Raw genomic sequence first — 12,149 nt, forward strand, 5'->3', positions numbered from 1 at the left:
CAGAGGTCCTTTTTCAGTCGTCATCCTCATCTTCTTCATTAGTAGGAGGTGTTCCTGGGGTTCCGTTTCCTCCCTGATTGTTTCCGTTGCCATTATTGTTTCCGTTTCCGTTGTCATTATTTCCATCGTTCGGGTTATCAACCCCATCACCATTGTCTGGAGGCGAAACCGGAGGAATTTGTTCATCCTCATCTTCAAGGTCGTCTGAATCGTCCTGTCCATCTACTGAAACAATATTCGAACCAGCTGAAAGCAAGCCGGTTATATCAACAGCGCGTACATAATAATTTCCTGGTCCGATCGGCAATGAATTGGCTTCTCCATCACGGATTGTCGCAATTTTTTCATCGTCTCGATAGACGTAATAACCGATGACATCATTGGAAGGAGATTCCGTCCAAACGATATTGGATCCACTTATCGATGCATGTACTGTTTCTGGTGCTGCTCCATCAGGGGAGAACACCGAGCCTGAAACAACTTGCGAAGCAAAAACTGAATTAGGTGGGAACAGCTTCGATGCATCCCCGCCCCATGGTCCTAACATACGATCCATGAATTCCTGATTGACACCTGTGCCACCTTGTACGATAAATTCAGAAGGTGTTGATGGCAATGCCATGTAACGTTTGCCTTTAACAGATACATAGGATGCACTAATGATGCTGTCATCCGCCTTTGTCGGCAACATCACTTTTGAATTGAATAAATCAGATCTAACGAGACCTGCAGCTGAGCAAGCTGGAGATGGTGCTAATCCAGAAATACCACAGAAAGAACGATTGACGACTCCCGCTGGCTGTTGGAATCTGTTGCTTGCGCCAACTATATCGGGTTTCGTTTCGTTGGCCGTGTTCAGTAATCGACTGAAAAGAATGCTCGTACGTGTTGTCGGATGCATTTGTCCGGATCCTCGTGTATAAAGCTTTCTCGATTGATCTTTGTAACCGAGCCATACGCCCAAGGTAACATTCGGATTATAGCCGACTAACCAAGCATCTCCATATCCTTGTGTTGTGCCTGTTTTGGCAGCCAAATCAAGATTGAAATTTAAGTATTTAGGAACCTGCTGCCCAGTATTGCCTGGTTTGACGACATCGCGAAGCATATCTGTAATAATATAGGAAGTTTCCGGGCTGAATACATCAACAGGTTCGACTTCGTGTTGATACACGACATTCCCATTCATATCCTCGATCCGTTCAATCATATATGATTCAATAAATTTCCCGCCATTCGCAAATGTTGCGAAAGCATTTGTATTTTCCTCTACGCTAACTCCACGTGTCATACCGCCATAAGAAGTGGAGTAGTTTGTATAGTCTTCAGGCATCAACTTGGAGAAGTTCATTTTTTCAAGGAACTCCGCTGGACGCCGATCGATGATATCTCTATATAATCTTGCGGTAGGAAGGTTGAGCGACTCAGCCAACGCCTTCCTTGCCGGGATGATGCCGTTTTCAACTGTAGCAATGTAGTTTGTCGGACTCCATTTACCGCTTCCATCATTGATTTCAAAACGGACATCGACGACTGGGCTACCTGCTCCGATAACGCCATATTCGATTGCTGGTGCATAGACGAGCAAAGGCTTCATGGAAGAACCATTTTGACGATACGCTTGCGTTGCATGGTTCACATTCGTAAGCTGGTGATCGCGCCCGCCGATGAACGATAAAATTTTGCCTGTCTGGTTTTCAAGCATGATCGCACCGACTTGCACTGGGTCATCTTTTAGTACCGTTTCGCCTGTGCTTGCGTCTTTCTCTTCTCGTGTATAGGTAAATCCGTAATATTCGAAGTCCTCGCCGATTTTATTCATTTTGTCGTAAAGGTCTTTATCGATCGTCGAATAAATTCGATAGCCTCCTGTTCGCATTTCACGTTCGGCTAAAATTCTATATTTCTCTTCTAATTTTTCTTCTACATCTAAACGCTCCGGGTCCACGCCATCTTTTTCAGCTAAAATACGGGCTAAAATACCGATCGTCCGCCCTTGGATTTCCTGTGTCAAATAAGGATAGCGATCTGTTGCGCGCCTTGTCGGTTCACGAAAATCTTGCGTAATATCATAAGCAATCGCAGTTTCATATTCCTCATTTGAAATATATCCAGTTTCTTTCATGCGGAATAGGACAGTTTTCATCCTGTCAATGCCGGGCTTAATATTTTCTTCGTTTTTCAAGCCTCCGCCGTAATAGCTGCTACGAAACGGTGTATAAGCGAAAGGAGCTTGCGGTATACCCGCTATATAGGCAGCCTGCGGTAAGTTAAGATCTTTTGCCTTTATACCAAAAATACCTTCCGCAGCAGTTTCGATGCCGGCAATATTTTGACCTTGGGCATTTCTACCATATGGAATAATATTTAAATAGGCCTCTAAAATTTCATCTTTGTTCATAAAGTGTTCAAGTCTAATGGCTAGTAATATCTCTTTCGCTTTTCGTTCATAGGATACTTCATTCGTCAAAATTTGGTTTTTGATCAACTGCTGTGTAAGCGTAGAGCCACCTGTTTGGCTTGAGGAGTTGGTGACGTCTTGAAAAAGTCCTCGGAAAATAGCTTTCGGCACAATTCCGTTATGCGTTTCAAAATACTCATCTTCAGTTGCTAATACTGCATCTATGACGTAAGGCGACACTTTATCCAATGTTGTCTCTTTTCGTTCGATGTCTGAGCTCACTTTACCAAGATATATATTGTCGGCAAAAAATATTTCAGAAGTTTCTTCGTAATTGAAAATAGCATCGCGCATTTCAGCTTTCGGTCGTAGAGGTTCCTTTGCTACGAGAGAAGCGAAATAACCAGCACCGACAGAAGCAGCGAAAACGCTAAGAGTAATGCCAAATACTAAAAAGAGCAAAAAGAGGTTCCAAATGACGCCAGATGTAATGCGGACGCCTTTTGCCCATCTTTTCTTTTTCATTGATTCAAATTTTTCTTCTATGAGGTCGATCCGGTTTCTCCTTTTTTCACTCAAGTCTTTTCCCCCCTAAAATCTTTCCTATTATAGCATATTTTTTAGAATGCCATAGATTATGTTTGACAATGACCTATTTTATACTACAATAAGGGATATATATTTTTTTCGCATGATGAAAAAGTCGGAGTAGTGACGATAGATCCGTTTAGAGAGGCAGCGGTTGGTGAAAGCTGTCCGGTATATCGTTTACGAATTACAGCTTTGGAATGCGGACGCGTACGCAGGCGTTATTGTGTTTGAAGCGGAGGTTTATTGTAAATGCCTCAAGCCGGGTGGTACCGCGTTAATTGACAATGTGTTTAACGTCCCTGCATGATTCTTTGAATCGTGTAGGGGCTTTTTTATATTTAAGGAGGGGTTTCAATTGGCGAACGAATTATTGGAGGACTTGGAATGGAGAGGTCTTCTTTACCAGCAGACTGATGAAGAAGGTCTTACGAATCTGTTGAATGAAGAAAAGATTTCATTATATTGTGGTACAGATCCGACAGCGGACAGCTTGCATATCGGTCATATTGTTCCATTTTTGACATTGCGCAGATTCCAGAAACACGGCCATCGCCCGATCGTGCTTGTAGGGGGAGCTACGGGAATGATCGGCGATCCGTCATTCCGTGCAGATGAGCGTCAGCTTCTTTCGGATGAGCAAATTGCAAATAACATTGCGGGCATCCGCAAGCAATTGGAGAAGATTTTTGATTTTGGCAATGAAAACGGGGCGCTCTTAGTCGACAATAAAGATTGGTTCGGTGACATGAGTGCGATCGATTTTCTTCGGGACTACGGAAAATTGTTAAGCGTCAACTACATGTTAGCGAAAGAAAATGTTGCATCCCGTCTGGAGACAGGAATCTCTTTCACGGAGTTTTCTTATATGCTCATTCAAGGTGCAGATTTCAATCACTTGTATGACAACTACAATTGCCGTGTACAGGTCGGCGGATCAGATCAATGGGGCAATATTACAACAGGGCTTGAATTTATCCGTAAAACGCATGATGAGAATGCAAAAGCTTTCGGCATTACAATACCACTCGTTACAAAAGCTGATGGAACGAAATTCGGAAAGACTGCAGGAGGTTCAGTATGGCTTGATCCGAAGAAGACATCGCCCTATGAGTTTTATCAATTCTGGATTAATACTGCAGACGCAGACGTTATTAAATACTTAAAAATCTTCACGTTTATGAGCCGCGAGGAAATTGAAGCTTTGGAAAGATCCGTACAAGAAGAGCCGCATTTACGGAAAGCGCAGCATGCATTGGCGGAGGAAATGACAAGATTAATCCACGGGCAAGAAGCTTTAGATCAGGCAATTCGAATTTCTAAAGCGTTATTCAGCGGTGATTTAAAATTGTTGACCGTAGCGGAAATGAAAGATGCTTTCAAAGATGTACCGACGTTCGAGATGGAAAAAGCGGATAAAAATATCGTTGATTTTATTGTAGAAGCTGGTGTATCCCCGTCAAAACGCCAAGCGCGTGAGGACGTAACAAATGGCGCCATTTCATTGAATGGCGAAAAAGTGACGGATACAGCATATGAGGTAGGAGCAGCAGATCGTTTGGATGATGCTTTTACAATTGTGCGTAGAGGCAAGAAAAATTATAAAATGGTGAAGTTTGATTAATGTAGATGATGATAAAAACGCCCTTGGCTCTGTGCCGAGGGCGTTTTTGCGAGTTGTAGAATGATCTGTTGATGAGATTGATCTAAGCGCTCGATTGTTGGCGTTATGCTTACTTGCTTTGATTTAGCGTAAGTCTGATAGTATTATGCGTGACCGGTAAGAATTATATGTGATGTCGTTATGCGTTTTTGTAGCGAGTTATGCGCGTTTTTTGGATGGTGTCCGTTTGCGGGTTGTTGTTTTTTTCGGTTTTGTTTTATCTAAGGATGCTTGCAATGCTGCCATGAGATCAGTGACATTGGAAGGAGCCGCGGCTGTTTGTTTTTCGCTCGCTGTTACTGTCGCTTTTCCAGATTTTTTCTCTTCAATTAAGTCCATGAGGGCAGTGCGGTATTCATCTGTATACTTAGTCGGTTCGAAGGCGGTCGTCAATTGATCGACTAAGAGGAGAGCAGTGTCCAATTCTTTTTGGACGACTGTGTCCTCATCCGGAATGTTCGGCACGTCACCGACATTGCGCACTTCATCAGGAAAATGGATTGTTTCCATTAATAGCGCTTCCTTATACACGCGAACGACGGCGAGCTGCTCTTTAGAACGAATAATAATTTTTGCAACGCCGATCTTACCAGATTCTTTCAGTGCTTTGCGTAATAAAGCATATGCTTTTCCTCCGTTGGCATCTGGCGCCATGAAATAGCTCCGCTCAAAATAGATCGGATCGATTTCCTCTAATTTGACGAAATCAATAATTTCTACAGCCTTCTCTTCGTTTTCCTTTTTCAGCTTTTCCAACTCCTCATTATCCAACACGACAAACTTGTTTTTCGAATACTCGTATGCCTTGACGATATCCTCGCTTTTCACTTCTTTATCACAAACTGGACATACTTTTTTATAACTGATCGGGGAATTGCATTCCTTATGAAGCTGCCGGAGTTTAATGTCATTGTTTTCAGTTGCGGCATGCAGTTTGATTGGAATGTTAACAAGCCCGAAGCTAATGCTTCCTTTCCAAATTGTATGCAAAGAGCTCACCCACTTTTTACGATTAGTATGGAAGAACAGCACAATCCTATGTATAGCGAAATGATTAATTCAAACACTAATGAAAAACTTGGAGCGAAAAACATGAAACCGATGCTAATGGCGGATGCAGATCAATTACCGGTAGGTAAAGAATGGGTATATGAAACGAAATACGATGGATTTAGGGCGATTCTCATTTGGGATGAAGATGGGATTCAATTGTATAGCAGGAATGAAAATTTATTGAATGACAATTTCCCTGAAATTATCGAAGAATGCCAACGTATTGAACAGTTGGCAAAGCCGTACATGCCGATCGTTTGGGACGGGGAATTGGTTTGTTTGCAAAACGATTTTAGAGGTGAATTTTCCATCGTACAAACGAGGGGACGGATGAGCAAGAAAGAAGTGATCGCTGAGCATGCGAAAACCTTTCCATGCCAATATATTGTGTTTGATCTGTTATCTTTTAACGGAGTTGATTGGACTGGTGAGCAGCTTGACAAAAGAAAGAAGCAATTGGAAAGCTGTTTTAAACAGTTTGGATTGCCGACAACTGTTCAATACAGGAATAAAATTTCCATTCAGTTAGTTGAGCAGTTTGCTAACCACGAGAAGGTTTGGTCGATCGTCAAGGAACATAATGGAGAAGGAGTAATCGCCAAGCGAAAGAAAAGTTTGTGGAGCAATGAAAAGCGGACGAATCAATGGTTGAAAGTGAAAAATTGGCGGTTGGCGACAGTCATTATAACGAAGTATGAGCGAGTGAATGGATTTTTTACAGGGGCTGTTTATAAACAGGATGAACTTATTGAAATCGTAACATTCAAGCATGGAATGACGGATGAAGAAATGAAGACGTTAAGCGAATTGTTTATTGCAAATGGTAAAAATATTGGAGCTGCCGTTTATGAAATACCGCCATCAATTTGTGCAGATTTGTATTGCATCAGTTTTGATGGGAAGCATTTGCGTGAGCCGCGGTTTTGTTCTTTCCGCTTTGAGCTTGGTCCTCAGCAATGTCAATGGAGACAACTATTAAGACAATTGAACCCGATTCCCGAGAGAGTTCAAGTGACGCATCCCGACAAGCCGATTTGGCCGAATGAAAGCGTGGAGAAGGACGACTATTTACTTTATTTGCAAAAGGCAGCTCCTTATATGCTTCCATTTCTTCAAAAAAGATTGCTGACGGTCATTCGCTTTCCCCACGGCGTTCTTGGGGAAAAGTTTTACCAAAAAAGCGTTCCAGATTATGCACCCGATTTTATTAAGACAGCGAGAGATGAAGATATTGAATATATTGTTTGCAATGACATCAATACATTGTTATGGCTCGGAAACCAACTTGCACTTGAATATCATATCCCTTTTCAAACAATCGATACGAAACGTCCTACAGAAATCGTTTTTGATTTGGATCCGCCTTCTGTAAACGAATTTTCGTTATCCGTTGAAGCAGCCTTGCAAATGAAAGGTTTATTTGATCAGTTTCAACTTACGTCATTCGTCAAAACGTCCGGAGGTAAAGGGTTGCAATTGTATATACCGCTCCCATTCAATACGTTCACCTATGAGGAAACTCGGCTCTTCACAAAGTTCATCGCTGACTTCCTTTGCGATCAACAGCCTGAATGGTTTACAACGGAACGATTGAAGAAGAACAGGGGGAATAAATTATATTTGGATTATGTACAACATCACGAAGGAAAAACAATTGTCGCTCCGTATTCACCAAGAGGCAATGAATTGGCAACTATTGCTACACCGTTACAATGGGAAGAAGTAACGACTTCATTGAGGCCAGAACAATTTACAATAAACAGTGTAATGGAGCGAATGGAAAAAATGGGGGACCCTTTTCGAGAGTTTTGTACAATAGGGGAGTCGCAGCCATTCGCAATTATACTTGAGCAGTTGAAAGGGCTATTAGGTGAATGAACAATTCCTAATGCGGGGAAAAAATGTGGGCTATTTCTTAACACATCTAAGAGATAGCCCGCTAAAAAATTTGTTTGTAGTGAAGTTTAAAGAGTAGTGTGCCTGAACAGTAGGAAGCATGCTCAAACGCTATAAAATTATCGAGATTTCAGTGCCTTTATTCACTTTAGAATCAATCAGAATTTTTCCGCCGTGTAATTCGACAATTGCATTGGCAATGTTCATGCCTAAACCTTCTCCTTCTGTTTGTTCGGTAGTGTTGGTTCCTCTATAGTATCGATTAAATAATTTATTTATATCTTCTTTAGCTATCCCTTTGCCATTGTCTGTGAAGGTGATGATCGTTTGATCGTGTTCGCAATTTACTTTTACATGTATTGTCGTTTCGGGCGGATTATGTTTAATTGCATTGGAAAGTAGATTATCTACTACACGAATAAACCATTTTGGATCAATCGCTGCAACACAGGATATAGGGGAAGGTTCAAAAGTAATTTGATTTCGATATAATGTGAAATCATGTGAATGTTTTTCCACCGCATTTTGAATAAATGAATTGATGTCAACTTGTTCTTTTTGAATGGTAATCGCACTATTTTTTAATTGGAATACAAGGGAAAAATCATTGACCAAATCAACCATATATTCTGATTTATCACGGATAACCGTTCCGATTTGCTGCAATTCCTCACGGGAGAAGTCGTACTGATCGCTTTCCAACATATGGCCGTAGCCTTGTATGCTTGAGAGGGGAGTGCGCAAATCATGTGAAATGCCTGCCATCCATTCTTCGCGAGTTTTTTCCAATCGCGCTCTTTCTTGATCTGCCAACGAGAGTTTTTCCGATAACTTCGAAAAGGATTCAAAAACCTCTTTATATATGCGATAGCGAAACTTCACTTTACCATTTTTCCTGTATATTTTTTTATGTTCTAAACCGTGTAAAACAGTGTCATATTGTTTTTGTTCAACGAATTTCAACCAATTAATTAATAAAAGCAATGGTTTGCCATATCGATAGCCATTCCAAAATGACAATATAAATGGAATGATAAGGCTGACCAATGTAATTAGTATAATGATTTGCAATTCCTCATTTGAGAAAAAGCGCACAATTCTTTCGGTATATGTGTCATTCAATTCATGGTACACCCATGAAATATTTTCAGTATCATCATTCAAAACAGTAACCTTTGTCTCGAAATTTCCCGGAACATGCATACTGCCTATTATAGAGAGCGGTTTTCTCTCTGGCGCAATGCTTTTCCCGATCGTGTTTATAAGTTTTCCGTCTTGATAGATCTCAAGCATACCTTTGTGCTTATTGATTTCTTCCTCTAACCTATTTTCATTATCTCCTTCAACCCTTCCATTATCACCATAAGTATCGAACCAGTTTTGAAGAAGCATTTGCTGTTCTTCCAAATAGCCGAATAGGAAATAATAAGGTTGTGGTTCCCATACTTCAAAATAGGTTTCCACAGTATAATTGCCTAATGTATTTGTTTCCTCAATACGAAGCAAATCATTTATTGTATACTCATTTTTTAAAGAAGAGTCGATCGTATTATGTTCGTAAATGACTTTTCCGTCTTCATTAATAATTTGCATCCAAATATTGTTTTCACGTAATGCATCTTGCCAGGTTTCATTTAGTTCAATATGATTGTCTTCCTTAAAGAGTGAACTGTACGGCAGGTTTTCTACAATTGCTTTTTTCGGATTGGATATCAACTCGGTTTTAGCTAAAAGGTGCATGCCTGCAATTAAAAATAATACAAGCATGAAAAAGGTAGCAATAAACGTAACGAATATTTGTGTGAAAAAATGGATCGCTATTCTATGCTTTAGTCTCATCTGCTTGATCCTTTACTAGTTTGTAGCCTAACCCGCGGACAGTTACTAAATGCTTTGGTTTGCTTGGATTCTGCTCGATTCGCTCTCGAATTCTTCGTATATGCACCATGACTGTATTATCGTCTGCCATATGCTCATATCCCCAGACGGCAGTAAATAGTTGTTCTTTCGATAAAACACGGTTAGCATTTTTGCAAAAGTATACTAACAATAAAAATACTTGGGCAGGGCATGGAACGATCTTGCCGTTTACGATTAATTCTCCAGCGTCTTCATCTACAATGACATTCCCAAATTGGTGGATTTTCTTATTTGTGATCATCGGTTTCGATGAAATCACATTCCGCTTCAAATGTGCTTTTATTCTTGCTACGATTTCGAGCGGGTTGAATGGTTTTGTTACATAATCGTCTCCACCTTTTTCAAAACCAGTTAATATATCCAAATCCGAAACTTTCGCGGTTAGAAACAAAATATGCGCGTCAGTATACTCTCGGATTTTTGTGCAAAGGTCAAAACCATTGATGTCAGGCAGCATAACATCTAAAACAATAAATTCAGGAGCGTGCTTTTTAATCATTTCCAAAGCTTCTGTTCCTGTCGTCGCTGTATAAATGTTTGCGAAACTCTCTTTCGTCAATACCATTTTCAGCATTTGCAAAATTGCATACTCATCGTCTACTAATAATATCTTCTTTTCTTTCAAGCTTATCACCCGCATTCATCCTATCATAGTTAGTTTAACAGAACCTTAATTTTCCGTATGTACAATTAATATAGAAATAAGGTGGACGTTGATAGACAGATAAGATCAGTACGTAAGATGAAGCTATCCATAACATAAGGAGAAGTGAAAAATGGAAAATGCGAATAAGCGCGTCCAAATGATTGATGGCTTACGGGGGTTTAGCTTATTAGGAATATTATTAGCCAATATATTAATCTTTCAATATGGTTTATGGGGGAAAGATACTATTCATTTATTTACACTTACACCTGTCGACGAGTGGTTTTATCGTTTTACAAAAATTGCGGTTGAAGGAAGCTTTATGCCGATTTTCACGTTTTTATTCGGCTATTCGATGATCATGATGCGAGACAGTTTAGAACGAAAAAACTTACGAATAAAATGGCACTTTTTTCGAAGGAGCTTATTATTACTTATCATTGGAATATTGCATTCAACCTTTCTTTGGGAAGGAGATATTTTAGTCGCTTACGGATTGATGGGGTTCTTTCTTTTAATGTTTCTCAATCGTAAAGCAAAAACGATGTTACTATGGGGGTTATGTTTGTTCATTTTACTTACATCGGTCACTTTGCTTACGCCGGTAGATGAAGAATTAATAGAGCCTGCCAAAATGGAAGCGCATGTTATGCAAACAACAAAAATTTATGAAAACGGCTCGTATATGGAAATATTTGAACATCGAAATAGCGGTGAAGATCCACTCACTGAAGAACTATCAGAAGGCGAGTTACTATTCATGCTGTTGTTGACGCCTTTCACAATTTTACCGATGTTTTTATTTGGAATGTACGCAGCAAAAAGGAAGCTTTTTATTCAACCAAAGCAGGAAAAGAAGCTCTATTGGATAGGCGCAATTGTGGGAATTACTTTAGGATTCACGATGAAAACGTACGGCTTTTTTATGCCAAATGAAGGCTTCGTAGGAATAGGTGGAATCATTTTATCGTTAGGCTATATTAGCCTTTTCGGAGTAATTTACAGTGCAGTAGCCTCTTCCCGTTTATTAACCGGATTTGAAAATGTAGGGAAACTGTCCTTAACGAATTACATTTTACAAACGGTCATTTGCACAACGATTTTTTACGGCTACGGTCTCGGGTTATTCGGAAATCTTGGCGTGTTTGCGGCAACAACGATTGGTATCGCCATTTTTGCAGTGCAAATCGTATTGAGCTCTTTCTACGTAAAGCATTTCCGATATGGGCCTTTAGAAAAAATGATGCGTATCGGCACATATTTATCTTTTTCCATTCCAAAACAGAGGAAGGTGAAAGGAAATAGTGCTGAAGCGAATGGGTAAAAATGAAGGCAAGGGGAGTTAAGGCGGTATAGCGATCGTCCTGCGGTTAAAATAGGAATAGGAGCACAGACCGGAACCGTAGTTTGTGCTCTTATTTATTTGTAGAATGCAATAATGAAAGTATAGGGTGAGATTGATTGATTTGAGGATAATAAAAAATAGGAGTGCAAGAACAATATTTTTTATAGGTTAATAAATAGCCATTATAGCCAACATTGATAGCGTCCAGATGATGATCGTGAATGAAATGGTTAACCAATAAGCATTTTTTTTATGATTTGTTCCATTCTTTATATTCGTTATTAACGATATGAGATTTACACAAAAAATAATAGACAGAATCGGTGTTAAGAACATACCGATATAATAAAAGATCAGCATCATGTAAGAAAACACTCCTAATAACAATTCATATTTATAAAGAAGATGCACGTATTCATATAATGGACTATTATCCTTTTTATTGAAGTATAACATAACACCTCCCAACTTTAGTTTAAGCTGTTTAAAAAATAAGTGGGGAAAAACTATCCTATGCTGGGAGCACCAAAAGGGGCTGTCCAATAAGTCCCTAAAATAGAACAGGTGGCGAAAAACGAATCGTTTTTCGCCACCTGTTCTTGTATTTTTCTCATTCAATACTGAAAGTAGCACGCGG

Annotated in this window: 8 protein-coding genes and 1 other annotated feature; of the genes, 3 read left to right on the forward strand and 5 right to left on the reverse strand. The window is 39.9% G+C overall.

The genetic code is table 11. The annotated features are described in order from the left end of the window. Positions 1-13: 13 nt before the first annotated feature. Entirely contained in the window at positions 14-2,926 is a 2,913-nt protein-coding gene (locus tag WFH04_RS14515) for a transglycosylase domain-containing protein (protein ID WP_336824781.1), read from the reverse strand. Positions 2,927-3,086: 160 nt separating this feature from the next. Beyond that, positions 3,087-3,296: a binding site (T-box leader), on the forward strand. A gap of 51 nt (positions 3,297-3,347) precedes the next feature. Between WFH04_RS14515 and tyrS the strand changes: the two genes are divergently transcribed. Further along, complete coding sequence (tyrS, locus tag WFH04_RS14525) at positions 3,348-4,613, forward strand: tyrosine--tRNA ligase (RefSeq protein ID WP_336824773.1); 1,266 nt, start codon at positions 3,348-3,350, stop codon at positions 4,611-4,613. Positions 4,614-4,811: 198 nt separating this feature from the next. Here the strand turns inward: tyrS and ku are convergent, their stop codons facing one another. Further along, positions 4,812-5,642: a non-homologous end joining protein Ku gene (gene ku / locus WFH04_RS14530; RefSeq protein ID WP_336824774.1), complete on the reverse strand. Its 831-nt coding sequence runs from the start codon at positions 5,640-5,642 to the stop codon at positions 4,812-4,814. Between the two features lie 102 nt (positions 5,643-5,744). Between ku and WFH04_RS14535 the strand changes: the two genes are divergently transcribed. Next, positions 5,745-7,583 (forward strand): DNA ligase D, encoded by a 1,839-nt coding sequence (locus WFH04_RS14535; protein ID WP_336824775.1) that lies wholly within the window; start codon positions 5,745-5,747, stop codon positions 7,581-7,583. A gap of 129 nt (positions 7,584-7,712) precedes the next feature. Here WFH04_RS14535 and WFH04_RS14540 read toward each other — a convergent pair whose 3' ends face one another. Together WFH04_RS14540 and WFH04_RS14545 are read right to left on the reverse strand one after the other, a co-directional pair. After that, positions 7,713-9,440, reverse strand: coding sequence for a sensor histidine kinase (locus WFH04_RS14540; RefSeq protein ID WP_336824776.1), 1,728 nt, complete (start codon positions 9,438-9,440; stop codon positions 7,713-7,715). Then, positions 9,424-10,146, reverse strand: a complete 723-nt coding sequence (locus WFH04_RS14545) for a response regulator transcription factor (RefSeq protein ID WP_336824782.1) — start codon at positions 10,144-10,146, stop codon at positions 9,424-9,426. Before WFH04_RS14545 ends, WFH04_RS14540 begins: the two co-directional genes overlap by 17 nt. 151 nt (positions 10,147-10,297) lie before the next feature. On the opposite strand from WFH04_RS14545, the gene WFH04_RS14550 reads away from it, so the two are divergent. Next, entirely contained in the window at positions 10,298-11,491 is a 1,194-nt protein-coding gene (locus tag WFH04_RS14550; protein WP_336824777.1) for a DUF418 domain-containing protein, read from the forward strand. A 189-nt stretch (positions 11,492-11,680) separates the two neighbouring features. Here WFH04_RS14550 and WFH04_RS14555 read toward each other — a convergent pair whose 3' ends face one another. Further along, positions 11,681-11,875, reverse strand: a complete 195-nt coding sequence (locus WFH04_RS14555; RefSeq protein WP_336824778.1) for a hypothetical protein — start codon at positions 11,873-11,875, stop codon at positions 11,681-11,683. Between the last annotated feature and the right edge of the window lie 274 nt (positions 11,876-12,149).

The organism is Sporosarcina sp. USHLN248, assembly GCF_037144575.1.
Classification (GTDB): domain Bacteria; phylum Bacillota; class Bacilli; order Bacillales_A; family Planococcaceae; genus Sporosarcina; species Sporosarcina contaminans.

Bases quoted from the DNA above. Each gene is read 5' to 3' on its own strand.
- WFH04_RS14515 (WP_336824781.1), bottom strand. From the start codon at position 2,926: ATGAAAAAGAAAAGATGGGCAAAAGGCGTCCGCATTACATCTGGCGTC.
- WFH04_RS14535 (WP_336824775.1), top strand. From the start codon at position 5,745: ATGAAACCGATGCTAATGGCGGATGCAGATCAATTACCGGTAGGTAAA.
- WFH04_RS14540 (WP_336824776.1), bottom strand. From the start codon at position 9,440: ATGAGACTAAAGCATAGAATAGCGATCCATTTTTTCACACAAATATTC.
- WFH04_RS14550 (WP_336824777.1), top strand. From the start codon at position 10,298: ATGGAAAATGCGAATAAGCGCGTCCAAATGATTGATGGCTTACGGGGG.
- WFH04_RS14555 (WP_336824778.1), bottom strand. From the start codon at position 11,875: ATGATGCTGATCTTTTATTATATCGGTATGTTCTTAACACCGATTCTG.